The sequence below is a fragment of the Nocardioides flavus (ex Wang et al. 2016) genome (assembly GCF_014653115.1).
Classification (GTDB): Bacteria; Actinomycetota; Actinomycetes; order Propionibacteriales; family Nocardioidaceae; genus Nocardioides; species Nocardioides flavus.
The window spans coordinates 225,536-249,383 of the sequence record NZ_BNAD01000001.1 but is presented as its reverse complement, the minus strand read 5'-3'; the positions used below and the strand labels follow the sequence as shown (position 1 = coordinate 249,383).

General features: G+C 73.6%; 21 protein-coding genes. 15 read left to right on the top strand and 6 right to left on the bottom strand.

What is annotated here, in order from left to right; translation table 11 throughout:
* Positions 1–12: 12 nt before the first annotated feature.
* From IE200_RS01215 to IE200_RS01180, 8 genes are all read left to right on the top strand, one after another.
* Entirely contained in the window at positions 13–1,224 is a 1,212-nt protein-coding gene (locus tag IE200_RS01215) for an allantoate amidohydrolase (protein ID WP_229855942.1), read from the top strand.
* Positions 1,221–2,531: a formimidoylglutamate deiminase gene (locus IE200_RS01210; RefSeq protein ID WP_191277532.1), complete on the top strand. Its 1,311-nt coding sequence runs from the start codon at positions 1,221–1,223 to the stop codon at positions 2,529–2,531. The genes IE200_RS01215 and IE200_RS01210 overlap by 4 nt, the downstream gene beginning before the upstream one ends.
* Positions 2,528–3,709, top strand: a complete 1,182-nt coding sequence (gene hutI / locus IE200_RS01205) for an imidazolonepropionase (RefSeq protein ID WP_191277531.1) — start codon at positions 2,528–2,530, stop codon at positions 3,707–3,709. The genes IE200_RS01210 and hutI overlap by 4 nt, the downstream gene beginning before the upstream one ends.
* 538 nt (positions 3,710–4,247) lie before the next feature.
* Positions 4,248–7,181, top strand: a complete 2,934-nt coding sequence (locus tag IE200_RS01200) for a helix-turn-helix transcriptional regulator (protein ID WP_191277530.1) — start codon at positions 4,248–4,250, stop codon at positions 7,179–7,181.
* A 31-nt stretch (positions 7,182–7,212) separates the two neighbouring features.
* Positions 7,213–7,992 (top strand): sucrase ferredoxin, encoded by a 780-nt coding sequence (locus IE200_RS01195; RefSeq protein WP_191277529.1) that lies wholly within the window; start codon positions 7,213–7,215, stop codon positions 7,990–7,992.
* Between the two features lie 7 nt (positions 7,993–7,999).
* On the top strand, positions 8,000–8,401 hold the full coding sequence (locus IE200_RS01190; protein ID WP_191277528.1) for a hypothetical protein: 402 nt from the start codon (positions 8,000–8,002) through the stop codon (positions 8,399–8,401).
* 68 nt (positions 8,402–8,469) lie between these two features.
* Positions 8,470–9,534 carry a cupin domain-containing protein gene (locus tag IE200_RS01185; RefSeq protein ID WP_229855941.1) on the top strand — a complete coding sequence of 355 codons (1,065 nt, stop codon included), beginning with the start codon at positions 8,470–8,472 and terminating at the stop codon, positions 9,532–9,534.
* Complete coding sequence (locus IE200_RS01180) at positions 9,531–10,436, top strand: sucrase ferredoxin (protein WP_191277527.1); 906 nt, start codon at positions 9,531–9,533, stop codon at positions 10,434–10,436. The genes IE200_RS01185 and IE200_RS01180 overlap by 4 nt, the downstream gene beginning before the upstream one ends.
* Here IE200_RS01180 and IE200_RS01175 read toward each other — a convergent pair.
* The 3 genes from IE200_RS01175 to IE200_RS01165 form a co-directional block, all read right to left on the bottom strand.
* On the bottom strand, positions 10,417–11,364 hold the full coding sequence (locus IE200_RS01175) for a hypothetical protein (RefSeq protein WP_191277526.1): 948 nt from the start codon (positions 11,362–11,364) through the stop codon (positions 10,417–10,419). The two genes, IE200_RS01180 and IE200_RS01175, sit on opposite strands and share 20 nt — an antisense overlap.
* Positions 11,361–11,660: a hypothetical protein gene (locus IE200_RS01170; protein WP_191277525.1), complete on the bottom strand. Its 300-nt coding sequence runs from the start codon at positions 11,658–11,660 to the stop codon at positions 11,361–11,363. Before IE200_RS01170 ends, IE200_RS01175 begins: the two co-directional genes overlap by 4 nt.
* A gap of 179 nt (positions 11,661–11,839) precedes the next feature.
* Complete coding sequence (locus IE200_RS01165; protein WP_191277524.1) at positions 11,840–12,640, bottom strand: hypothetical protein; 801 nt, start codon at positions 12,638–12,640, stop codon at positions 11,840–11,842.
* 120 nt (positions 12,641–12,760) lie between these two features.
* On the opposite strand from IE200_RS01165, the gene IE200_RS01160 reads away from it, so the two are divergent.
* On the top strand, positions 12,761–13,291 hold the full coding sequence (locus IE200_RS01160) for a hypothetical protein (RefSeq protein WP_191277523.1): 531 nt from the start codon (positions 12,761–12,763) through the stop codon (positions 13,289–13,291).
* Here IE200_RS01160 and IE200_RS01155 read toward each other — a convergent pair.
* Together IE200_RS01155 and IE200_RS01150 are read right to left on the bottom strand one after the other, a co-directional pair.
* Positions 13,272–14,489, bottom strand: coding sequence for an MFS transporter (locus IE200_RS01155; RefSeq protein ID WP_229855940.1), 1,218 nt, complete (start codon positions 14,487–14,489; stop codon positions 13,272–13,274). The genes IE200_RS01160 and IE200_RS01155 overlap by 20 nt on opposite strands.
* A 118-nt stretch (positions 14,490–14,607) precedes the next feature.
* On the bottom strand, positions 14,608–15,450 hold the full coding sequence (locus tag IE200_RS01150) for an aldo/keto reductase (protein WP_191277522.1): 843 nt from the start codon (positions 15,448–15,450) through the stop codon (positions 14,608–14,610).
* Between the two features lie 98 nt (positions 15,451–15,548).
* Here IE200_RS01150 and IE200_RS01145 point away from each other — a divergent pair, with 98 nt between their 5' ends.
* Complete coding sequence (locus IE200_RS01145; protein WP_191277521.1) at positions 15,549–17,486, top strand: M3 family metallopeptidase; 1,938 nt, start codon at positions 15,549–15,551, stop codon at positions 17,484–17,486.
* 124 nt (positions 17,487–17,610) lie between these two features.
* Here IE200_RS01145 and IE200_RS01140 read toward each other — a convergent pair whose 3' ends face one another.
* Positions 17,611–18,321 carry an SGNH/GDSL hydrolase family protein gene (locus IE200_RS01140; RefSeq protein ID WP_191277520.1) on the bottom strand — a complete coding sequence of 237 codons (711 nt, stop codon included), beginning with the start codon at positions 18,319–18,321 and terminating at the stop codon, positions 17,611–17,613.
* A gap of 85 nt (positions 18,322–18,406) precedes the next feature.
* On the opposite strand from IE200_RS01140, the gene IE200_RS01135 reads away from it, so the two are divergent.
* From IE200_RS01135 to IE200_RS01115, 5 genes are all read left to right on the top strand, one after another.
* Entirely contained in the window at positions 18,407–19,219 is an 813-nt protein-coding gene (locus tag IE200_RS01135) for a GNAT family N-acetyltransferase (protein ID WP_191277519.1), read from the top strand.
* Positions 19,220–19,501: 282 nt separating this feature from the next.
* A complete protein-coding gene (dnaK, locus tag IE200_RS01130; RefSeq protein WP_191277518.1) occupies positions 19,502–21,367 on the top strand; it encodes a molecular chaperone DnaK in 1,866 nt (621 codons plus the stop codon).
* On the top strand, positions 21,364–22,023 hold the full coding sequence (gene grpE, locus IE200_RS01125) for a nucleotide exchange factor GrpE (protein ID WP_229855939.1): 660 nt from the start codon (positions 21,364–21,366) through the stop codon (positions 22,021–22,023). The genes dnaK and grpE overlap by 4 nt, the downstream gene beginning before the upstream one ends.
* Positions 22,024–22,068: 45 nt before the next feature.
* Positions 22,069–23,247, top strand: a complete 1,179-nt coding sequence (gene dnaJ / locus IE200_RS01120) for a molecular chaperone DnaJ (protein ID WP_191277517.1) — start codon at positions 22,069–22,071, stop codon at positions 23,245–23,247.
* Positions 23,244–23,660 (top strand): heat shock protein transcriptional repressor HspR, encoded by a 417-nt coding sequence (locus IE200_RS01115; protein WP_191277516.1) that lies wholly within the window; start codon positions 23,244–23,246, stop codon positions 23,658–23,660. Before dnaJ ends, IE200_RS01115 begins: the two co-directional genes overlap by 4 nt.
* The last annotated feature ends 188 nt before the right edge of the window (positions 23,661–23,848 follow it).

Below are 23,848 nucleotides of genomic sequence, written 5' to 3'. Positions count from 1 at the left end.
TGGACTGGTCGCATGGCCGCGACCCACGACTTCGAGCAGATGTGGCGCGACCTCGCACCGGTCGGCCGGTCGGCGACGTCGGGCGGCTACCACCGCCAGCCGTGGACGTCGGCCGAGACCGAGCTGCGGCACTGGTTCATGGAGGAGTGCGCCGCACGCGGGCTGGCGGTCGAGACGGACGGCATCGGCAACCAGGTCGCCTGGTGGGAGCCCGCGGGCACCTCGGGCGGCTCGGGTGTGCTGACCGGCTCCCACCTCGACTCCGTCCTCGACGGCGGGGCGTACGACGGGCCGTTGGGCGTGGTGTCGGCGCTGGCCGCGGTCGACCGGCTGCGCGAGCGTGGCTTCGAGCCGGTGCGGCCGCTCGGGATCGGCGTCTTCGTCGAGGAGGAGGGCTCTCGGTTCGGTCGCGCGTGCCTCGGCTCCCGGCTGGCCACCGGCGCGACGACCTGGGACGCCGCCCGCGAGCTGCGCGACCGCGACGGGGTCTTCCTCGCCGACGCCGTCGAGGCGGCCGGGCTCGACCCGTCGGCCGGGCTGCTGTCCCTCGACCGGGTCGGCACCTTCGTCGAGCTGCACGTCGAGCAGGGGCGCGACCTCGTCGACCGTGAGGTCGCCGTCGGGCTGGCCAGCGAGATCTGGCCGCACGGGCGCTGGCGCTTCGACTTCGCCGGTGAGGCCAACCACGCGGGCACCACGCGCATGGAGGACCGGCGCGACCCGATGCTGACCTACGCGATGACCGCCCTCGCCGCCAACAAGCAGGCCCGGCTGTCCGGGCAGCGGGCCACCTTCGGGCGGATCGCGGTCGAGCCCAACGGCACCAACGCCGTCCCCTCCCTCGTCACCGCCTGGCTCGACGCCCGCGCCTCGTCCGACGACGCCCTCGCCGAGCTGGTCGCGGCGATCGAGCGGCAGGCCGACGACCGCGCGGGTCGCGACGGCACCGCGCTCACCGTCACCGCGGAGTCCGTCTCCGGGTCGGTCGCCTTCGACCCCGACCTGGCAGCGCGGCTGGCCGCGCTCGGCGACTGGCCCGTCATCCCGACCCAGGCGGGCCACGACGCCGGCATCCTGTCCGACGCAGGCATCCCGACCGCGATGGTCTTCGTCCGCAACCCGACCGGCGTCTCCCACTCGCCCGACGAGCACGCCGAGACTGCCGACTGCCTGGCCGGTGTCGACGCCCTCGCCGACGTGCTGGCCGAGCTGGCGGGCGCATGACCGCCTACCTCCTCGAACGGGCCTGGCTGGGCGACTGGTTCGCCGACGACGTGCTCGTCGAGGTCGAGGACGGTCGGTTCACCTCGGTGACCCCCGACAGCGACCCGCCGCGCGCGATCCCGGTCCGGGGCCTGGTCGTGCCGGGCCTCGCCAACACCCACAGCCACGCCTTCCACCGTGCGCTGCGCGGCCGCACCCAGCGCGGGCGCGGCACCTTCTGGACGTGGCGCGACCAGATGTACGCGGTCGCCGCGCGGCTCGACCCCGACACCTACCTGGCCCTCGCGCGGGCGACCTACCGTGAGATGGCCGCGGCCGGGATCACCTGCGTCGGCGAGTTCCACTACCTCCACCACCAGCCCGACGGGACGCCATACGCGGACGCCAACGAGATGGGCGAGGTGCTCCTCGAGGCCGCCCGGCAGGCCGGGATCCGGATCACGCTGCTCGACACGCTCTACCTCTCCTCCGGCTTCGGCGCGGCGCCCGAGGGCGCGCAGGTGCGCTACAGCGACGGGTCGGTCGAGAAGTGGATCGAGCGGGTGGACGGTCTCCGCGTCGCGCCCCACGCGCAGGTCGGAGCCGCGGTGCACTCCGTGAGGGCCGTGCCCGCCGACGACCTTGGCGCCGTGGCGCCGTGGGTCGGCGACCGCCCGTTCCACGCGCACCTCTCGGAGCAGGTCGCCGAGAACGCCGCCTGCCTCGAGGCGTACGGCGTCACGCCTGCGCGGCTCGTCGCCGACCACGGCCTGCTGCGCGGCTCGACGACGCTCGTGCACGCCACGCACCTGACCGACGACGACGTCGCCCTCATCGGCGGCGCCGGCGCGTACGCCTCGTTCTGCCCGACGACCGAGCGCGACCTGGGCGACGGCATCGGCCCGTCGCGCGCGCTCCACGACGCCGGCGCGCGGCTCACGCTGGGCTCCGACAGCCACGCGGTCATCGACCCCTACGAGGAGATGCGCGCCGTCGAGCTCGACGAGCGGCTCGCCACCCGGCAGCGCGGGCACTGGTCGGCGACCGAGCTGCTCACCGCCGCCACGACCGACGGGCACGCCTCGCTCGGCTGGGACGACGCCGGAGCGATCGCCGTTGGGCAGCGTGCCGACCTGGTCGTCCTCGACCCGGCGTCCGCGCGCACGGCCGGGACCGGGCGCGACGAGAACACCGTCGTGTTCGCCGCCGCCGCCGAGGACGTACGCCGCGTCATGGCCGACGGCAGGTGGGTCGTCGAGGACGACGACCGCACCGCGATCGGGCGCGAGCTGGACGACGTGCTGAGCCGCATCTGGGAGGACGTGTGAGCACCACTGTCATCACGGGCATCGGCGAGCTGGTGACCAACGACCCCGCTCGCGCCGAGCGGGGCGGACTCCTCGGGCTGGTCGCCGACGCGGCCGTCGTGGTCGAGGGCCGCCGGATTGCCTGGGTCGGCCCCGCCGCCGACGCCCCCGCCGCCGACGTCCAGGTCGACGCTGGCGGGCGTGCGGTCGTCCCGGGATTCGTCGACTCCCACAGCCACCTCGTCTTCGCCGGCGACCGGTCGACCGAGTTCGAGGCGCGGATGACCGGCCGGCCCTACACCGCCGGCGGCATCCGCACCACGGTCGCCGCCACGCGGGCCGCCACCGACGAGCAGCTCACCTCCCACGTCGCCCGGCTCGTCTCCGAGATGCGGGCCCAGGGCACCACCTCCGTCGAGATCAAGAGCGGCTACGGGTTGTCGGTCCACGACGAGGCACGCAGTCTCGCGGTGGCCGCTCAGTTCACCGACGAGACCACGTTCCTCGGCGCCCACGTCGTCCCCGACGGCACGACCCCCGAGGACTACGTCGCCCTGGTCACCGGCCCCATGCTCGCGGCGGCAGCGCCGCACGCCCGGTGGATCGACGTGTTCTGCGAGGACGGCGCCTTCGACGTCGACCAGGCGCGCACCATCCTGCAGGCGGGCACCGACAGCGGCCTGCGCGGACGGCTCCACGCCAACCAGCTGACGTACGGCGGGGGCGTGCGGCTGGCCTGCGAGCTCGGCCTCGTCGCGGTCGACCACTGCACCTACCTCACCGACGCCGACGTGGACGCGCTCGCCTCCAGCGGCACCGTCGCGACCCTGCTGCCCGGGGTGGAGTTCTCCACCCGGCAGCCCTACCCCGACGCGCGTGGCCTGCTCGACGCGGGCGTACGGATAGCGCTGGCCAGCGACTGCAACCCCGGCTCGTGCTTCACCTCATCGATGGCGCTGTGCATCGCCCTGGCGGTGCGCGAGATGCGGATGAGCCCCGCCGAGGCGCTGCACGCCGCCACCGCGACCGGTGCCGCCGCCCTCGACCGCGACGACATCGGCGTCCTCGCGCCCGGCAAGGCCGCCGACCTCGTCCTCCTCGACGCGCCGTCGTACGTCCACCTGGCCTACCGCCCCGGCGTCCCCCTGGTCGCCGGGGTGTGGCAGGCCGGCCGTCCGGTCGTCGGCGCCCGGGCGTAGTCCACCGGCAAAGGGTCGTCAGGACCCCGCCGGGCCGCCGTCCCCCGGTGGACCGCCCGCCGCCGCCGCCGACCCGGCTGGGGTAGTCCAGTGTCGAAATGCTGCCGCGGAGGCTTACGTACGACATCTCGCCACTGGACTACCCGCCGCCGGCAGCAGGAGCTCACTGGACTACCCCCGCCAAGGGGACGGTCCCGGCGGACCAACCGCCCCCGACCTACCTCAGACGCCAGCCGTACGCCGCCCACCCGCCGATCTGAGGTAGCCGGGCACCGGCAGATAGGGCACGCGCCCGATGTCCCGGCCTACCTCATGGACGGACTCTCTACCCACGGTCCACGGAGGACCGTGGAGAAGAGGAGAAGCACATGTTCACCACCGACAGCTTCCTGGGTGCCGAGATCGCCTACCGACAGGACAGGATCCGGAAGGACTACGGCACCCGCCGCTGGACCCGTGTCCGCGCCGGCGACACCCGGAAGTGACCCGCACCGCGATCGGCCCGCACATGTCGGACCGGCAGGACACAATGTCGTCCGTGCCGGCCCTGCGGACCACCGATCTCATCGGACGCGATGCCGAGCTGGAGCAGCTGACCGCCCAGCTCGGCATTCGCACGTCCGGGGGTGACCGCGACGGCGAGCCGACCGCGCGCGCGATGCTCCTCGCCGGCGACGCCGGCGTCGGCAAGACCCGGGTGCTGACGGCGCTGTGCGACGCCGCGCTCGGGGCCGGCTGGCAGGTCGTCGTGGGCCACTGCCTCGACCTCGCTGACTCCTCGCTGCCCTACCTCCCCTTCTCCGAGGTCCTCGGTCGGGTGGTGGCCGACCACCCCGACGTCGCGGCCCGCGTGCTCGAGCAGCACCCCACGCTCGCGCGGCTGCAGCCCGGGCGTCGCATCCTCAGCAGCGAGACCACCTCCGGCGACCAGGCCCTCGACCGGGGCAACGTCTACGACGCGTTCGGCGACCTCCTCTCCGCCGTCGCCGAGCAGGCGCCGCTGCTCCTTGTGGTCGAGGACGCCCACTGGGCCGACGAGTCGACCCGCGACATGCTGAGCTTCCTGTTCTCCCGCCCGGTGCCGGGGGTCTCGCTCGTCGTGTCCTACCGCGTCGACGACCTCCACCGGCGCCATCCGCTGCGCCGCCAGGTCGCGGAGTGGATGCGCCTGCGGGGCGTCGACCGCCTCCAGCTCGAGCCGTTGACCGACGACGCCGTGCGCCGCCTCGTCCGCGCGCTGCACCCGACGACGATGTCCGAGGCGGAGTACGTCTCGATCGTCGACCGGGCCGAGGGCAACCCGTTCTTCGTCGAGGAGCTCGTCGGTGCGGCCTGGTCGGGTCAGGTCCCGGGTGAGCTCGCCGACGTCCTCCTCGTGCACCTCGACCGCCTCGACGAGACCACCCGGCAGGTCGTGCGGATCGTCTCGGTCGCCGGCCGGCAGGTGAGCCACGCCCTGCTCGCGGCGGTGTCCCACCTCGGTGCCGCCGAGCTCGAGGCCGCCCTGCGCACCGCCGTCGACGCGCACGTCCTCGTCGCCTCCCGCGGCGGGACGTACGCCTTCCGCCACGCGTTGCTGGGGGAGGCGGTCTACGACGACCTGCTCCCGGGCGAGCGGATGCGGCTGCACGCCGACTTCGTCGCGGCGCTGGCGGAGGGACGTGCGGTCGGCACCGCTGCCGAGCTCGCCCAGCACGCCCGCCGCGCCGACGACCGACCCGTCGCGATCCGTGCCTCGATCGAAGCCGGTGAGGAGGCGCTCGCTGTCGGCGGACCGTCCGAGGCGGCCACCCACTTCCTCGACGCGCTCGAGCTCCTCGACACCACGCGCACGCCGGTCGCCGACATCGACTCGCACGCGCTCGCCCGCCGGTGCGCGGACGCGCTGGTGGCCTCTGGCCGCGTGCCCAAGGCGGTCAAGGTGCTGCGGGCCCGCCTGGCGACGCTGCCGGCCGACGCCCCCCGGACCGACCGCGGGCAGCTCCTGACCGCCCTCGCCTCGGCGCTGATGCTCACCGACACCACCGAGTCGCCGACGGAGACCGCCGCCGAGGCTGTGGAGCTGCTGCGCGACGCACCACCCAAGCTGCTCGCCCGCGCCCTGCTCGTCCAGGCGCGGAGCCTGAGCGGCTGGCACGCCGACGAGGCGCGGAGCATCGCGCTGCAGGCGCTGGAGCTCGCCGAGCGCCACGACCTCACCAGCCTGGCGGTCGAGCTGCACGCCACGATCGCCGGGCTCGACCCGTCCGCGGGCACCAGCCCAGCGGCCGGCTGGCGGGCGGCCGCCGACCGGGCGCGCCGGGCCGGCCTGATCGAGCCCGAGCTGCGCGCCCTCTACCTCCTCGGCCGCCTGCACCAGGACGACGGCGACCTCGACGCGGCCATCGAGGTCTATGGCGAGGTGCTCGCGCGCAGCGAGGTCGGTGGCATGACCTGGTCGCCCTACGCGGCCGAGGCCCGCCTGCTGCTCGCGGTCGCGCTCACCCACCAGGGGCGGCTCGACGAGGCCTGGGAGCTCCTCGACGTGACCGGGCAGAACCCGCCCATGGTGTTCGAGTGGCTCTTCTTCGCCCAGCAGATGCTCATCACGATCGGCATCCGCGGCGACACCCACAGCCGGGCACTGGAGCGGCTGCGCGACTACTGGGGCACCGACGGCCTGACCGCCATCGTGTCCGGCAGCGCCGAGCTGATGCGCGCCACCGCCGCGGGCGACGCCGCCGGTGCGAGGAAGGTCTACGACGACGTGGTCGCCAGCGTCGTGCCCCTCTGGCACGAGTGGTTCCAGGCGCGGCTCCGGCTGTCCACGCTCGTGGTCGGCGCCTTCGCCGCGGCGGCGCCCCGCCAGTCGTCGGACGAGCGGGCCGCGGCCGCCGCAGGCGTCGACCGGATGATGGCCGACGGCGCCCGGGTGATCGACTTCTACGCCCCCTACGACGGGAGCCACGGCCCGGAGTACCGCATGTGGGTGGCACGACGCACGGCCGAGCACCTCCGCTGGCGGTGGCTCGCGCAGGTCGAGCCGCCCCGTGCCGACGAGCTCGTCGACGCCTGGCGTGCCGCCGAGGAGACGGCCGTCGCCTACGGCAGCGTCCCCGAGCTCGCCCAGGTCCGCGTACGCCTCGCCGGCGTCCTGCGCGCCACCGGTGACGCCGCAGCTGTTGCGCGCAAGGTGGCCGACCTGGCCCGCGAGGCGGCGCACGCGATCGGCGCCCGACCGATGCTCGCCGAGCTCACCGCGCAGGGGTCCGCGCCGTCGCCGCCCTCGGCCGGTGACGAGGTCGTGCTGACCCCGCGCGAGTCCGAGGTCCTCGCCCTGGTCGCCGAGGGCCGCACCAACGGTGAGATCGGCAAGCAGCTGTTCATCAGCACGAAGACCGTCTCGGTCCACGTCTCCAACGTCCTCGCCAAGCTCGACGCCGCCTCGCGCACCGAGGCCGTCGCCGTGGCGCGCCGGCGCGGGCTGCTCTGAGCCGCAGCTGCTCGTCCGTCAGACTTCCAGGGTGACCGACCCCGCTCCCGGCTTCCGCTGCTCCCTCGCCAGCCTCACCGACGACGAGCCGATCGCCGGCACGGCGCCCACCGACCCCGAGCTCCTGCTCGTCGAGTGCCCGGGGCCGTGGGGACGCGACGCCGTCGCCGACAACCGGCTGCCCGACGTCGTCCGCGCGCACCTCGCCTCCCTCGACCTCAAGGTGCTCCTGCTGCGCCGCTGCGACGGCAGCGCCGGACCCGGCACCCGGGTCTTCCGCGCCACCGCGACCCCGGACGGGTACGTCGTGCGCGGCACCGTGCTGGACCGGCCCGAGGACCTCCTCGACCTCGACCTCACCGACCCCGGGGCCCTGTCGGCGTACGACGGCCCGCTCTGGCTGGTGTGCACCAACGGCAAGCGCGACCGGTGCTGCGCCGAGATCGGTCGTCCGGTCGCGCGGTTGATCGCGGAGGAGTGGCCCGATGCGACCTGGGAGACGACCCACCTCGGTGGTCACCGGTTCTCCGGCACGCTGCTCGCGCTGCCCAGCGGGCTGACGCTGGGCCGCCTCGGCACGACCAACGCCCTCGCCGCCTGCGCGGCCGTGGCGCGCGGCGAGGTGCCGGTCGAGGTGACCCGCGGGCGAGCCGGTCGCCCGGGCGTCGAGCAGGTGCGCGAGCTGTACGTCCTCACGGGGGGCGACATGGACGACGAGGTCGTCGCCGTGCCAGGCCCGGCCCGCCGCCAGTCCTGCGGCGACGACAAGGTCAAGGCGACCACCCGCTACGAGGTGCGCCCCGCGCGCTGAGAGGACGATGCCCGACCGGGACCGAGGCGACCCTGTCCCCGTCCCCAGGGGTGTGGGAGCGTGGTGCCGGCGACACCAGACTCGACACCACTTCCCGGGGCGGACCGTCCGTCGCGGCACAGCGAGGAGGAACCATGACGACTCCCGGCAACCCGCTCGGCGACGACGAGATGACGACCGAGGGCGTCGACCCGACCGGCGTGGCGGCGGGCCCCCGGCCGACGGGGCGGACGCGGACGGCAGCGACGGTGACTCGACCGACGCCACCGACGGCGACTCCACGGACGCCGACGGCACCGACGCGGACGGCGCGGACGGCGCGGACGCGGACGGCACCGACGGTGACTCGACCGACGCCACCGACGGCGACTCCACGGACGCCGACGGCACCGACGGGACCGCGCTCTGAGCGCTCTCGACCGGCTCACCGGTGACGCCCAGGCCTTCGTCGACAAGGTCTGGGCGTCGTCGGTCCACGTGCACCGCACCGACCCCGCCCTCGGCGCGGAGGTCCTGTCGCTGGCGCACGTCGACCACCTGCTGACCGAGACCGCGATCCGTACGCCCGCGGTGCGCGTCGCCCGCGACGGCGCGGTGCTGCCGGAGTCCTCGTTCACCCGTGGCGGCAGCCTCGCCGGCAAGCCGCTCACCGGGCTGGTCGACCCGGTCAAGCTCCTGCGGCTCCACGACGAGGGGGCCACGATCGTGCTCCAGGGCCTGCAGCGCTACTGGTCGCCCGTCGGCCACCTGGTCGCCGAGCTCGAGCTCGAGCTCGGCCACCCCTGCCAGGCCAACGCCTACCTGACGCCGCCCGGCGCCCAGGGCTTCGCGGTCCACTCCGACTCGCACGACGTCTTCGTCCTGCAGACCCACGGCACCAAGATGTGGGAGGTCCACGGCGAGGGCGGCCCCGGCGACCTGCTCCTCGAGCCCGGCGTCGTCGCCTACCTCCCGACCGGCACTCCCCACGCGGCTCGCGCACAGGAGTCGGTCTCGCTGCACCTGACGATCGGGGTCAACCAGCTCACCTGGCGCAGCCTGCTGACCCGCGAGGTCGGCCGGTTGCTCGCGGAGGTGCCCGACGAGCACCTCCCCGCCGGCTACCTCGCCGACCCCCTCCGGCTCGCCGAGGGTCTGGGCGAGCACCTGGTCGGGGTCGCCGACGCCGTACGCCGCCTCGACCCCGCGGTCCTCGCGACCGCGCAGGCGCAAGCGTTCCTCGCCGGACGGCCACCGCGCCTGGCCGGGGCCCTGCTCGACCGGGACGCGCTGGCGACCGGCATCGCGCCCGACACCCGGCTCCGACGCCGTCGCGGCCACCCGTGCGAGCTGGTCGACGACGGGGACACCGTCCGCGTGCTGATCGGCGACCGCGCCCTCCGGGTCCCGGCGAGGGTCCGCCCGGCGCTCGAGCACGTGGCGGACCACCTCGAGCTGACACCTGCCGACCTCGCCCTGCTCGACGCCGCGTTCGACCTGGAGAGCGCGCTGGTCCTGTGTCGGCGCCTCGTCCGGGAGGGGCTGCTCGAGGTCGTGCGGTGACCGGGTTCCGCTGCGCGGTCGCGAGTCGTGAGCGCGGCGACGAGCTCGCCGGCACGGCCTCGACGGTCCGCAGCTTCCTCCTCGTCGAGCACGCCGGGCCGTGGGGTGTCGACGCGCTGCGCGACGCCCGCCTGCCCGACGGGCTCGGCGAGCACCTGCGGGAGCAGGCGCGCCGGCACCGGGTGCGGGTGCTGCTGGTCCGGCGCCCCGGACGTCACGCCGGCGCGGGACCCGTACGTGTGGTCGCCGCCCGCGCCGCAGGTCCCGCGTCGTGGCTGGAGACGACACTGCTCGACGACGTCGAGGACGTGCGCTCGCTCGACCTCGCCGGCCTCGGTGCCGGGCGCAGCATGGGACTCGAGCCCTCGACCGACCCGCTGCTCGCCGTGTGCACCCACGGGCGGCACGACGCCTGCTGCGCCGAGCTCGGGCGCCCAGTGGCGCTGGCGCTCGCCGACGGGTCCCACGCCGACGCGACGTGGGAGAGCTCCCATGTCGGCGGCGACCGGTTCGCCGGCAACCTCGTCGTGCTGCCGCGCGGGCTCTACCACGGCGGCCTCGGCCCCGAGTCCGCACGCGCGGTCGCCGACGCGACGGCGGCGGGGGAGCTGCTGCTCGAGCACTTCCGCGGTCGCTCCGACCTGCCGATGGCCGCGCAGGCCGCCGACATCGCGCTGCGCCGCCAGCACGGGCTGACGGGCCTCGACGACGTGCTGGTCCGACGCGTACGCACGGACGGCGACCTGACCACGGTGCGGTGCGAGGTGAGCGGGCTCGGCGCGTGCGACGTCGTCGTGCGCCGGGTGCCCGGCGAGGACGCCCACCAGCTGACCTGCTCCGCGCGCCGCGCGAGCACGATCCCGCGGCACGAGGTGGTCGAGGTCAGCCCAGCCGGCTCCTGATGGCGCCTGCCTCGAGGCTGCGGGCGGCGCGGTCGGCCTGGGCCTGCTCGCGGTCCGCGACCGACTCGGCCTCGCGCGCCTCGACCCGGGCCTCGGTGAGCTCGCGGAGCAGCGCCTGCACCTTGGCGGACTGTGCCGCGATCTCCTCGTGGGGGGCCTCGGCCAGGACGAGCTCCTCGAGGCTGTCGAGCGCGCCCTGCTCGCGGCGCTCGAGCGCCGCGACGGTGCTGCGCGCGGCCTCCGCGGCGGCGCCGGCCTCGACGGCCTCCATCGCCTCCTCGGCCGCCTCGCGTCGCAGGTCGCCGAACCTCACCTGGTCGGCGGTGGCGGCGACGTGCTTCTGCCGGTCCTCGTCGGGCTGCACGCCGGCGTGGTCGGCGAGCGCCGCGAGCAGCGCGCGGCTGCCGTCGCGGCGGGCGTCGCGCAGCTCGACCCGCGCCTCGAAGCAGGCACGGTAGGCCCGCCAGTCCGCCTGCCACGCGTCGGCCTGCCGCGCGGTGGCGTCGCGGGGCAGTGTCTCCACGGGCGGCCAGATGCGGTGGTCGCGGACGTCGAGGTCCGTGCTCGTCGCGAAGGCGTGGAGCTGCTCGAGGCCGTCGCGGTGGCGGCGCAGGACGTCGGACCAGTCGTTGATCGCGCGACCGAGACCGCGCAGGTCGTCGCAGACGGTCGCCGACTCCTCGTGGCGGCGGGCGGCCCGCTCGCGCAGCGTGTCGGCGGCCTCCCCGGCGAAGACCTCCTCGGACAGGGTGGAGGTCCGCTCGAACGCGTCGACCGCGAGCTCGACCCTGGCGGCGAGGCGGCGTACGGAGTCGCCGTAGGCGTCGACCTCGCCCGGCTCGACCCAGTGGTAGCGACAGCCGATCGGGTCACCGAACCGCAGCCCGTCCTCCCGTGCCTCGACGTGGTCGATCGCGACCCGGGTCACCGTGCCACCCCGTCCAACCGGGCGACCGCCGCGGCAGCACGGCCGACCATGAGGTCGAGCTCGTCGAAGTCGAGGACCGAGTCGTCGACGGCGCCTGCCACGGCGCGGCACCGGCGGGCGACCAGCTCGGCGTCGTCGACGAGGCCGCGCACGCCCTCGACCAGCAGGTCGCGCCACGGGAAGTCGTCGGCGGGGTGGTCGACCTCGCCGAGCGCGGCCCGCAGCTCCTCGCGTGCGGCGTCGAGCTCGTCCCGGGCGGCCCGCAGCGCCCGCTGGTTGATCGTGATCGGCCTCATGGCGACCTCATGCCCGCGGCAGGAGGGCCGAAACCGCCGGCGGCGGGCCTGTGGACACTGCGCCCGGCCCGCGCGGGGATGGGCTAGTTAGGGACGTTCTGGTAGGTCGGGACCCCCGCAGGCCTACCAGAACGTCCCTAACTACCGCCGGGGGCCGACGGGGCGCGGGGGGACGGTGCTCAGACGTGGCCGCTGAGCTGCGCCATCCGCAGCTCGAGCTTGTTGAGCAGGTCGGTGCAGGCCCTGTCGGACAGCCGGCCGTCGGCGGCCTTCCTGCCTCCGCCCTGCGCGCACACCGGGAGCACGTCGATCGAGAGCCGGGCGCCGCCGGCGAGCGCGCGGAGCTCGTCGAGCTTGTCGCCGAACGGCGAGCCGCTGCCGGGGGAGTAGTAGCGAACGGCCGCGTCGATGTCGTCGGCGAAGAGGTCGGCCTTGGTCACAGCGACGACCAGCCACGTCGGGCGGTCGCGGCGTACGGCCATGCTCGCGATGCGGTGGGCGGTGATCGCCCAGTCCTCGAGCTCGGCGGCGAGCTGTTCCTCGCGGGAGGCGACCCCGGCGCCGCTGGTGCCGCCCGTACGACGTGGGGTGGCGTAGCCGTTGGCCACCACGTGCAGCACGCCGTCGACCGGCTCGTCGTGGAAGACCTCGTCGAGCGCGCCGAGGCGCGTGGCGGCGTTCTCGCCGGGGACGACGCGGAAGCGGTAGCCGCGGAGCCGGGCGTTGCGACGCGTACGCCGCTCCATCACCGCCGAGCCCACCTCGGGCGCCTCGGCGGCGGCCTCGGCGCTCGCGCGGCGGGACAGCCGGTCGGCGAGGCGGGTCTTGCCGACACCGGTCATGCCGGTCACCGCCACCGTCGGGTAGCGGTGGCGCAGGAGTCGGGAGGCGCGCTCGGGCGCCTGGGACAGCGCGGCGAGCGCACCTCCGGCAATCGTGGTGCCGATGGCTGCCCTGCCGTGTCGCAACGGTGACTGCATGCGCCCATCCTGTCTGACGCGGGGTGGGACGCACCGCCGCCGGTCGGGTGACTTGGCCCCCGCGCGCCCGTCTTGGACAATGGCTGCGCCCTGCTCGCCGCCGAAAGGTCCCTCCCCGACATGGACACCGAGAACCGTCCCGTGCTGACCGGCCTCGTCGCGCTGGTCGGCGTCGCCGTGGCGATCGGCCTGCTGGGTGGTCTCGGCGTCCTCGCGGGAGTCAGGGCCACCGGGATCGGCGAGACGTCCTCGGACGGCGGCGACACCACCGCCGAGGCGACCTTCCGGCTGCCGAAGCCGACCGACACCGCCACCGAGGCGGCCCCGGAGGAGCCGGTGCAGCCGGAGCCCGGCACGGAGACGACGTCGGAGGCCCCCGCGACGGCCATCTCGCTCTCCGCGACGCAGCAGTCGGTCAGCCCGATGCAGCAGATCGACCTGACCGGGACCTATCAGGGCGGCGAGGGCGCGGTCCTGCAGGTGCAGCGCTTCGAGAACGGTGCCTGGTCGGACTTCCCGGTGACCATGTCGGTCAGCGGCGGCACGTTCGCCACGTACATCAACACCGGCCGCATCGGGCCCAACAAGTTCCGCGTGGTCGACACCGACTCGGAGATGATCTCCAACGAGATCACGGTGACGGTCGGCTGAGCGCGAGCCGCGCCCGGTCCACCCGGCGCGTCCAGAACCCGACCCAGCCGGCGCCGGCGAGACCGAGCCCGCCGACGATCAGGCACGCCGTGGCCAGTGGTGCGGTCGCGGCGATCGCGCTGACCAGCAGTGGGCCGCCGGTGTTGCCGATGTCGCCGCACAGGCGCCAGGCGCCGAGGAACTGCGGTCGTCCCTCCTCGGGGGCCGCGTCCGCTCCGAGCGTCATCACGATGCCCGATCCGAGGCCGTTGCCGCAGGCGATGAGCGCCATGACCAGCGCGACCGACCACGCGCTGGTCGCGAGCGGCAGCAGCAGGCACGCCACGGCCATCGACAGCACCACCGGGACGGCGACGACCATCCGGCCGCGGGTGTCCATCAGCCAGCCGCCCGGCCACATGAACGCCACGTCGAGGGCGGCGGCGCCCGCGAAGATCAGTGACGTGGTGGAGGCCGACAGGCCGATGTGGTCGGCCCACAGCGGGAGCAGGCTCAGCCGCAACGAGCGGCTCATGCCGAGGATGACCACCGCGGTGCCGAGCGTCGCCAGCAGCCGGCGATGCGAGGCGATGACCGTCCAGACCCCCAGGTGGCCGCTCGCCCGTGCCGCCGCCCGCTTCTCGTGGCCGAGGTCGGGCATGGTGGCGGCCAGGAGCGAGGCGAGGACCGACATCGCCGCGCCGAGCCAGAAGACGCTCGTGAGGTCGGTCAGTGCGATGAGCCCGGCGCCGATGAGGGGGCCGACGAGCACGCCGACGCGGTAGGACCCGCCGAGCAGCGACATAGCCCGCGCCCGGTGGGTGGCCGGGACGACGTCGATCATGAAGCCCTGCCGGGCGATGAGGAACAGCGTCCAGCACACGCCGCTCAGCAGCACGCCGAACGCCAACCCGAGGACGGTGTCGGTGAGCGCGGCGAACGCCATCGCGGCAGCGTCGACGAAGCCCGTCGCCACCAGCGCGCGCCGCTCGCCGATCCGGGCGACCAGCGCGCCCGCGGGCAGGCTCGCCAGCAGCATGCCGACGCCGGTGAGCGCGACGATCGCGGCGGCGGTGCTGACGTCGGCGCCGAGGTCGCGTGCCCGCAGGGCGAGCACCGGCATGATCGCGCCGTGCCCGACCGCCGAGACGATCGAGGGTCCGTAGGCCACGAGCCAGATGTCGCGGAAGCGGAACTCCTGCGCGGTCCCCGAGCTCACCGGCCCATCCTGTCATCCGCCCGCGCCGCTGGTTGAGGAGGTCGCGCAGCGACTGTCACGAGACCAAAGGTCTCGTGACAGGCGCCAGGGCGCCTTCCTCGACCAGCGTCAGGTCCGGTCAGGGGATCCAGTCGAACGTGTCGGGGTTGGGGCCCGTACGCCCGGCCTCGCCCTGGTCGAGCCCGGCGAGGGCGGACACCTGGGCCGCGTCGAGCTCGAAGTCGAAGATCTCGAGGTTCTGCCGCATGCGCTCGGGGTTCATCGACTTCGGGAACACGATGTCGCCGCGCTGCACGTGCCAGCGGAGCGTGACCTGCGCGGGCGTACGACCCACGCGCGAGGCGATCTCGCCGATGGTCGGGTCGTCGACGACCTTGCCCTTGGCGATCGGTGACCACGCCTCGGTGAGCACGCCGTGGCGCCGGTTGGCGGCGCGGACCTCCTCGTTGGTGAAGAACGGGTGGACCTCGACCTGGTTGACGACCGGGACGACGCCGGTCTCCTCGACGATCCTGTCGAGGTGGGCGGGCTGGAAGTTCGAGACGCCGATGCTCCGGGTCTTCCCAGCCTCCTGCGCCTCGATGAGCGCGCGCCAGGTCTGCACGAAGTCGCCGTCGTAGCGGGTCGGCAGCGGCCAGTGGATGAGGAACAGGTCGACCTGGTCGAGGCCGAGGCGCTGCAGCGAGGCGTCGATCTCGCGGCGCGCGTCGTCGGGTCGGTGGAAGCCGTTGTTGAGCTTGGTGGTGACGTAGAGGTCGTCACGGTCGAGGCCCGAAGCCCTGATCGCCTCGCCGACACCCGCCTCGTTGCCGTACATCTGGGCGGTGTCGATGTGGCGGTAGCCCGCCTCGAGGGCCGCGGTCACGGTCGCGGCGGCCTCCGGCGGCGGGACCTGGAAGACGCCGAAGCCGAGCTGGGGGATGGACGTGCCGTCGTGGAGTGCGAGGGTCGGAACAGTCATGCCTGTCCCTACGCATCGCGGGGTCGTCCTATTCCAGTACGCCTCCCGACGGGCGACGTCGGTGGAGGTTGTCGGGGCTCGCCCGTAGGCTCCGCCACGTGCCCGACAGCGACGACACCGCGACTACTCCCGCCCCCCTCGACCTCCCCGGCCCCGGCGACTGGCTCGCCTGGGTGACGCAGCGCTGCGAGGACCAGCTCGCCGAGGCCGAGCGCCAGGTGGGGCTGGTCAAGGCGGGCTCGTCCGACGCCCCCGTCGTGCTGCTCGCGTGGAACAAGGCCGAGACCGCGCTCGCCAATGCCGAGGCCGTCTCGCTGTGGGCCGAGGTCCACCCCGACGCCGGCGTGCGCGACCGCGCCGACGAGCTCAGCCAGCGGGTCCACAAGTACGTCACCGAGCTCGGCCTGGACCGCGACCTGTACGCCGTGTTCGCCGCCCTCACCCCCGACGGGCTCGACGACGACGGCCGGCGGGTGCTCGACCACACATTGCGCGACTTCCGGCGCGCCGGCGTCGACCGCGACGAGGCCACCCGCGACCGGCTCCGCGAGCTCAGCGAGCAGGGCGTCAAGCTCTCCCAGGACTTCGGCCGCAACATCCGTGACGACGTCCGCTCGATCCGGGTCGCTCCCGAGCGGCTGGCCGGGCTGCCCGACGACTACCGCGAGGCCCACGCGCCCGACGCCGACGGGCTCGTCACCATCACCACCGACTACCCCGACCTCGTCCCGTTCATCACCTTCAGTGCCGATGCGCAGGCCCGCCACGAGCTGGCGCTCGCCCAGAACACCGTCGCCTGGCCGGCCAACGACCAGGTCCTGCAGGACCTGCTCGCGGTGCGCCGCGAGACCGCCGCCCTGCTCGGCCACGACTCGTGGCCCGACTACGACACCGAGGTCAAGATGATCGGCAGCGGCCAGGCGGTCGCCGACTTCATCGACCGCGTCGGCGAGGCCGCCCGGGAGCGGGCGGGCGAGGAGCTCGCCGTCCTGCTCGAGCGCAAGCGCGTGGACGACCCGTCCGCCGACTCCGTCGCGACCTACGACTCCCGCTACTACTCCGAGCTCGTGCGCCGCGAGCAGTACGACGTCGACGGCCAGGTCGTGCGCACCTACTTCCCGTTCGAGCAGGTCCGGGAGGGGTTGCTCGAGGTGACCGGGCGCCTCTTCGGCCTCGAGTGGATCCCCGTGCCCCGCGAGGACGCCGGCACCTGGCACGACGAGGTGGCCAGCTACGACGTACGCCTCGACGGCGTCCGCATCGGCCGCATCCACCTCGACCTGCACCCGCGCGACGGCAAGTTCAAGCACGCCGCGCAGTTCGACCTGGTCCGGGGCGTCGCCGGCGAGCAGCTCCCCGAGGGGGTTCTGGTCTGCAACTTCGCCCGGGGCCTGATGGAGCACGACGAGGTCGTCACCCTGTTCCACGAGTTCGGCCACCTGGTCCACCACGTGCTGGGCGGGCAGACCCCGTGGGTGCGCTTCTCCGGCGTCGCGACCGAGTGGGACTTCGTGGAGGCGCCGAGCCAGATGCTGGAGGAGTGGGCGTGGGACGCCGACGTCCTCGCCACCTTCGCCCGCAACTCCGAGGGCGAGACGATCCCGCGCGAGCTGGTCGCCGCCATGCACCGGGCCGAGCAGTTCGGCAAGGGCCTCTACGCCATGCAGCAGATGTCCTACGCCGCCCGGTCCTACTGGTTCCACGCCCGGCAGCACGACGACCTCACCGCCTTCGGCGACGAGCTCCAGAGCCGCTACTCGGTGTTCCCGCCGCTCGAGGGCGCGCACATGCACTGCGCCTTCGGCCACCTCGACGGCTACTCCTCGGGCTACTACACCTACATGTGGTCGCTGGTCATCGCCAAGGACCTGTTCTCGGCCTTCGACCGCGACGACCTGTTCGCCCCCGAGGTCGCCACGGCCTACCGCGACAAGGTGCTCGCCATGGGTGGGCGCAAGGACGCCGCCGACCTCGTCGCCGACTTCCTCGGTCGCCCCTACTCCTTCGACAGCTGGACCGCCTGGCTGGCCGAGTAGTCCCGGTGATGTGCCGCCACGCTGCGGCGCGTGTCGGTGGGGGTGGCGGCAGATTGCGCGTACGGGGTGGCTGGGGCTGCGATGTGCCGCCACCCCGACGCCGAGGAGGCCTCGGCGGCGCCGGTCAGCGCCTGAGGACCGCCGGTCGGGCCGGCTCGACGTCCGCGATCCGCTCGGCGACCGCCTCCCCGAACTCGCGGTGCCCGTCCTCGGTGAGGTGCAGGCGGTCGTCGAGGTAGTCGAGGTCGAGGTCGCTGGTGCGGACGTACGGCACGCCGTACCGCTCGGAGAGCACCTCGAGCCGGTCATCCACCCGCGGCACCGCCCAGCTGCGCAGCGGCGCGTCCGCCGGGCCGACGACCACGACGCGGTGTCCGGCGAGGTCGGCCATCAGGTCCCGGAAGCCCTGGTCGACGGCGCGGGTGGGCTGGTCGAAGTCGTTGAGCCCGCCCTGGACGACGACGAGCGCGGGACGTACGCCGAGAGCCGTCGCGGCACGGTCGTGGAACGACACGCGGCCGCAGTGGCTCGCGCCGGCGCTGAAGCCCGACCCGGAGAACCCGCGGACGTGGACCTCGCCGGACAGCTCGGCCGCCCACGACCGGCGCAGGTCGTCCTGGCCGAGGCCGACCGACCACGAGTCGCCGACGACGAGCACGCGCTCGCCGTCCCCGGTGACGGTCGCGGCGCGTTCGCGCGCATCGACGCGGTGCTGCTGGCAGCGAGCCGCGCCGGCGCCTGCGCGGTCGGCGACGTAGAAGGCCACGAAGGCAGCGAGCAGCAGCACGACGACTGAGGCGCCGGTGACGCGGCGCAGGATCCCCCGGTGGAGCACGAGAGAAGTGTGCCGCCTGCGGTGCGCTCCGCGTGGCCGAAAACCCCTGAGATTCCCCTGATCTCGGCACCTAGTGTGTGCGTCCATGACCTCCGAGGCACCTGACGCCGCCCTCCTCGCGGCCTACGACGAGCAGCTGCGTACCGAAGCCGAGATGGCCCGCGCCCACGACGTGCAGCGCGACGGGCCGCTGTGGTGGGGCGTCTTCGACCACGGGGGCTTCGTGTCCTACCGCGACCTCGGCGGCCTCGCAGGGGCGTCCCTCGACGAGGCGATCGAGCGTACGGTCGCGCACTTCCGCGACGAGACGGCGGTGGAGTCGTTCGAGTGGAAGTCGCGCGGGCACGACGAGCCGGCCGACCTGGCCGAGCGGCTCGTCGCGCACGGTCTCGTCGCCGAGCCCGACGAGACCGTCATGGTCGGCGAGGCGTCGCTGCTCGCGGTCGACGTGCCTCTCGCCGACACGCCGCATGGCCCGGTCGTCGTACGCCGGATCGAGCCCGGCCCCGCGGCGGTGTCCGACCTGACCCGGATGCTGGAGGCCCAGGAGTCGGTCTTCGGCGGCGGGCGGGGGCCGTCGGTCGGGTCGGCGCTGCGCGAGCTCGAGGAGGGCGGCTCGGAGTTCTGGATCGCCGAGGTCGGGGACCGGGTCGTGTGCGGCGGGCGCCTCACCCCCGTCGAGGGCACCGACTTCGCCGGGATCTGGGGCGGCTCGACGCTGCCGGAGTTCCGCGGCCGCGGCATCTACCGCGCGCTGGTCGCGGCCCGCGCGCGCTCCGCCGTGGCCCGCGGCATCCGCCTGATCCACTCCGACTGCACCGACATGTCCCGTCCGATCCTCGAGCGCTCCGGGCTCCGCGCGGTCACCACCACCACGCCGTACGTCTGGACCCGCTGACGTCCGTCCTCAGGGCGGTCGGATTCCCCGCTCGAGCGGGGAATCCGACTCCTGGAGGCCGTTGCAACCCCCTCCAGGAGCAAGGATCCCCCTCCAAGTCCTGCTGCGGCGCGAGCCACGTCACACGGAAGACCCGGGCGGATCCGGGAACATCCGTCGCCCACCTGCGTTACACCTCATGAACAGACTTGAGTCAGATCGACTCAACTGTTTTGCCTCCTCCGTTGAAGCGCGGCAGGATGGCATCAGACTCACGTCATCCACACGCAGGAGGAACACACCATGGCTCGAGCGGTCGGCATCGACCTGGGCACGACGAACTCCGTCGTGTCCGTTCTTGAGGGTGGCGAGCCCACCGTCATCGCGAACGCCGAGGGCGCCCGGACCACTCCGTCCGTCGTCGCGTTCACCAAGTCCGGCGAGGTCCTCGTCGGCGAGGTCGCCAAGCGTCAGGCGGTCACCAACGTCGACCGCACCATCCGGTCCGTCAAGCGCCACATGGGCGAGGACTGGAAGGTCGAGATCGACGACAAGACCTTCACCCCCCAGCAGATCAGCGCCTTCGTGCTGCAGAAGCTCAAGCGCGACGCCGAGGCCTACCTCGGCGAGACGGTGACCGATGCGGTCATCACCGTCCCGGCCTACTTCTCCGACGCCCAGCGCCAGGCCACCAAGGAGGCCGGCGAGATCGCGGGCCTCAACGTCAGCCGCATCGTCAACGAGCCCACCGCGGCCGCCCTGGCGTACGGCCTCGACAAGGGCGAGGACCAGACGATCCTGGTCTTCGACCTCGGTGGCGGCACCTTCGACGTGTCCCTGCTCGAGATCGGCGAGGGCGTCGTCGAGGTCAAGGCGACCTCCGGTGACAACCACCTCGGTGGCGACGACTGGGACAACCGCGTCGTGGAGTGGATGGTCAAGAAGTTCAAGGACAACAACGGTGTCGACCTCGGCGCCGACAAGATCGCCAAGCAGCGCCTCCAGGAGGCTGCCGAGAAGGCGAAGATCGAGCTGTCCTCGAGCTCCGAGACCACGATCCACCTGCCCTACATCACCCACGGCGAGGGCGGCCCGCTCCACTTCGAGGAGAAGCTGACCCGCAGCGAGTTCCAGAAGCTCACCGCCGACCTGCTCGAGCGCACCAAGGCGCCGTTCCAGTCGGTGCTCAAGGACGGCGGCGTCGCCGTCGCCAACATCGACCACGTGGTCCTCGTCGGCGGCTCGACCCGCATGCCGGCCGTGACCGAGGTCGTCAAGGAGCTGCTCGGCGGCAAGGAGCCCAACAAGGGCGTCAACCCCGACGAGGTCGTCGCCGTCGGCGCCGCGCTCCAGGCCGGCGTCCTCAAGGGCGAGGTCAAGGACGTGCTGCTCCTCGACGTCACCCCGCTGTCCCTCGGCATCGAGACCAAGGGCGGCGTGATGACCACGCTGATCGAGCGCAACACCACGATCCCGACCAAGCGCTCGGAGATCTTCACCACCGCCGACGACAACCAGCCGTCGGTGGAGATCAAGGTCGCCCAGGGCGAGCGCCAGATGTGGAGCCAGAACCAGCCCCTCGGCAACTTCGAGCTGACCGGCCTCCCGCCGGCCCCGCGCGGGGTGCCGAAGATCGAGGTCACCTTCGACATCGACGCCAACGGCATCGTGCACGTCTCCGCCAAGGACCAGGCGTCCGGGCGCGAGCAGTCGATGACCATCTCGGGTGGCTCGGCGCTCAGCAAGGACGAGATCGACCGCATGGTCAAGGAGGCCGAGCAGTACGCCGAGGAGGACGCCAAGCGTCGCGAGGCCGTGGAGGCCCGCAACCAGGGCGACCAGCTCGTCTACACCACGGAGAAGTTCCTCGCCGACAACGCCGAGAAGCTCCCCGACGACGTGAAGACCGAGGTCCAGGCCGACGTCGACGCCCTCAAGGCGACCCTCGCCAAGGAGGACGCCTCGTCCGAGGAGATCACCGCGGGCATCACCAAGCTCGGTGAGTCCAGCCAGAAGATGGGTGCCGCGATGTACGCCGCGGCGGAGGCCGACCAGGCCGCCGCGGGCGGTGCCACCGGGGCGACCGGCGAGTCCGACGACGACGTGGTCGACGCCGAGATCGTCGACGAGCCCACCGAGGGCGACACCGCGGAGGGTGAGTCCAAGTGACCGAGCCCGGCAGCGGATCCTTCGGTGACGCGGCCGGCGAGATGGCTGACGAGACCGAGGTCGAGGTGCCCCAGGAGGGCGCCTCGGCCTCGGCCGGCCACCCCGACCCGCAGGCCGAGCACCACGTCGACCCCCACGCCGAGGAGATCAGTGGCGTGGACAACTGGCTGGAGGAGGGCGGACCGCTCGAGCCCCAGGACGTCATCGAGACCGAGGGTGTCGCCCCGTCGACGGACGTCCAGCTCGCGGAGCGCACCGCCGACCTGCAGCGCCTGCAGGCCGAGTACGCCAACTACCGCAAGCGCGTCGACCGCGACCGCCAGCTGATCGCCGAGAACGCGACCTACCGCGTGCTCGCCCCGATCATCGAGGTGCTCGACACCATCGACCGGGCCCGCGAGCACGAGGAGGTCGAGGGCGGCTTCAAGGCCGTGGCCGACCAGCTCGAGGGCGTCGTGGCGAACCTGGGCCTGACGAAGTTCGGCCAGGTCGGCGACGAGTTCGACCCCAACCTCCACGAGGCGCTCAGCCACCTGGGCACCGACCCGGAGGTCACCGTCGTGACGTGCAAGCACATCGCCAAGGCCGGCTACAAGATCGGTGACCGGGTGGTGCGAGCCGCCCAGGTCCTCGTGGTCGACCCCGTCGAGTCCTGACACCCACCCACCTGATGACCGAGCCGACGGAGAGGAGGTTCACCCATGGCTGACAACGAAGGCTTCCGCAACGACTGGGCGACCAAGGACTTCTACCAGGTCCTCGGCGTTGCGAAGGACGCCTCTGCCGCCGACGTCAAGAAGGCCTACCGCAAGCTGGCCCGGGAGAACCACCCCGACTCCAACCCCGGCGACGAGGTCAAGCACGAGAAGTTCAAGGCCGTCGCCGAGGCGTACGACGTGGTCGGCGACGAGGCCAAGCGCGCCAAGTACGACGAGTTCCGCTCGCTGCAGGCGCGCGGCGGCTTCGGCCCGGGCATGGGCGGGGGCACGGGCGGTCCGGGCGGCTTCGGCGGCGGGTTCAACCTCGACGACCTGCTGCGCGACCGCGGCGGCGCCGCCGGAGGGTTCGGCGACATGTTCGGCGACCTCTTCGGCGGTGGCCAGCGCACCCGTACGCAGCAGCCGCGCCCGCGCCGCGGCGCCGACGTCGAGAGCACTGCGACCATCGGCTTCACCGACGCCCTCGACGGCGTCACAGTGTCGCTGCGGCTGACCTCCGACACGGCGTGCGCGACCTGCCACGGCACGGGCGGCAAGCCCGGCACCCGGCCGCACATCTGCCCGGAGTGCGAGGGCGCGGGATTCGTCGTGGCCGGCACCGGCGGTGCGTTCTCGATCAACGAGACCTGCCCGGCCTGCGGGGGTCGCCAGCTGGTGTACGACGAGGCGTGCCCGACCTGCCACGGCTCGGGTCGCGGCACGTCGGCGCGCTCGATCCAGGCCCGCATCCCGGCCGGGGTCAAGGACGGTGCGCGGATCCGGCTGAAGGGCAAGGGCGCCCCCGGCGAGAACGGTGGCCCGGCCGGTGACCTGTTCGTCAAGGTCAAGGTCACGCCGCACCGCATCTTCGGGCGCAAGGACGACAACCTCACCATCGAGGTGCCGGTGTCCTTCGACGAGGCCGCGCTCGGCGCCGAGGTGAAGATCCCGACCCTGGGCGGCGCCCCGGTGACGCTCAAGCTGCCCCCAGGCACCCCCAACGGACGCACCTTCCGGGTGCGTGGCAAGGGCGCGACCCGCCGCGACGGCTCGAAGGGCGACCTGCTCGCGACCGTCGAGGTCCAGGTGCCGGCCTCGCTCGACCCGACCGCGCGCGAGGCCCTCGAGGCCTACCGCGCGGCGACCGCCGGCCGGCCGCTGCGGGAGGGGCTCTTCGCATGAGCGGCGGCTTCGGCGCCCCGTCCCCGGACGCCGCTGTCTACGTCATCTCCGTGGCCGCGGAGCTGACCGGCCTGCACCCCCAGACGCTGCGCGCCTACGAACGGATGGGCCTCATCCAGCCGGGTCGCACCGGGGGTGGCGGCCGTCGCTACTCCCACCGCGACCTCGAGCGGCTGCGCGAGATCGCCGACCTCACCCGGGCCGGCATCGGCATCGAGGGCGTACGGCGCATCATGGAGCTCGAGCTCCAGGTCGACGCCCTGCGCGCCCGCAACGAGGAGCTGCTCGCCGAGCTCGAGGCCGTACGCCACGGGCTGGCCGCCCGCGCGGCGGTGAACCAGCCGGCCAACAAGCTGCCCGTCCTCCACCGGGGGCCGGGCCAGTCCGTCGTCGTCTGGCGCCGGCCGCGCTGACCCCCGGCCTCCGGTCCCGGCGACCCCGGCGCCCCCGTACGGCCCCCGTAGTAGTCCAGTGGCCAGATGCTGGGGCGCGGGGGTAGTCCAGTGGCGAGCTGCTGACCCAGGGCGCTCGGGGCGACATCTGGCCACTGGACTACCTGGACAGCAGGTGGCCACTGGACTACCGAGGACGGGGCCCTGGG

What these genes read in the sequence shown, in the direction of transcription:
- IE200_RS01215 (WP_229855942.1), top strand. Translation starts at nt 13, where the DNA reads ATGGCCGCGACCCACGACTTCGAGCAGATGTGGCGCGACCTCGCACCG.
- IE200_RS01210 (WP_191277532.1), top strand. Translation starts at nt 1,221, where the DNA reads ATGACCGCCTACCTCCTCGAACGGGCCTGGCTGGGCGACTGGTTCGCC.
- IE200_RS01190 (WP_191277528.1), top strand. Translation starts at nt 8,000, where the DNA reads ATGCCCGACCGGGACCGAGGCGACCCTGTCCCCGTCCCCAGGGGTGTG.
- IE200_RS01170 (WP_191277525.1), bottom strand. Translation starts at nt 11,660, where the DNA reads ATGAGGCCGATCACGATCAACCAGCGGGCGCTGCGGGCCGCCCGGGAC.
- IE200_RS01165 (WP_191277524.1), bottom strand. Translation starts at nt 12,640, where the DNA reads ATGCAGTCACCGTTGCGACACGGCAGGGCAGCCATCGGCACCACGATT.
- IE200_RS01160 (WP_191277523.1), top strand. Translation starts at nt 12,761, where the DNA reads ATGGACACCGAGAACCGTCCCGTGCTGACCGGCCTCGTCGCGCTGGTC.
- IE200_RS01150 (WP_191277522.1), bottom strand. Translation starts at nt 15,450, where the DNA reads ATGACTGTTCCGACCCTCGCACTCCACGACGGCACGTCCATCCCCCAG.
- IE200_RS01135 (WP_191277519.1), top strand. Translation starts at nt 18,407, where the DNA reads ATGACCTCCGAGGCACCTGACGCCGCCCTCCTCGCGGCCTACGACGAG.
- dnaK (WP_191277518.1), top strand. Translation starts at nt 19,502, where the DNA reads ATGGCTCGAGCGGTCGGCATCGACCTGGGCACGACGAACTCCGTCGTG.
- dnaJ (WP_191277517.1), top strand. Translation starts at nt 22,069, where the DNA reads ATGGCTGACAACGAAGGCTTCCGCAACGACTGGGCGACCAAGGACTTC.
- IE200_RS01115 (WP_191277516.1), top strand. Translation starts at nt 23,244, where the DNA reads ATGAGCGGCGGCTTCGGCGCCCCGTCCCCGGACGCCGCTGTCTACGTC.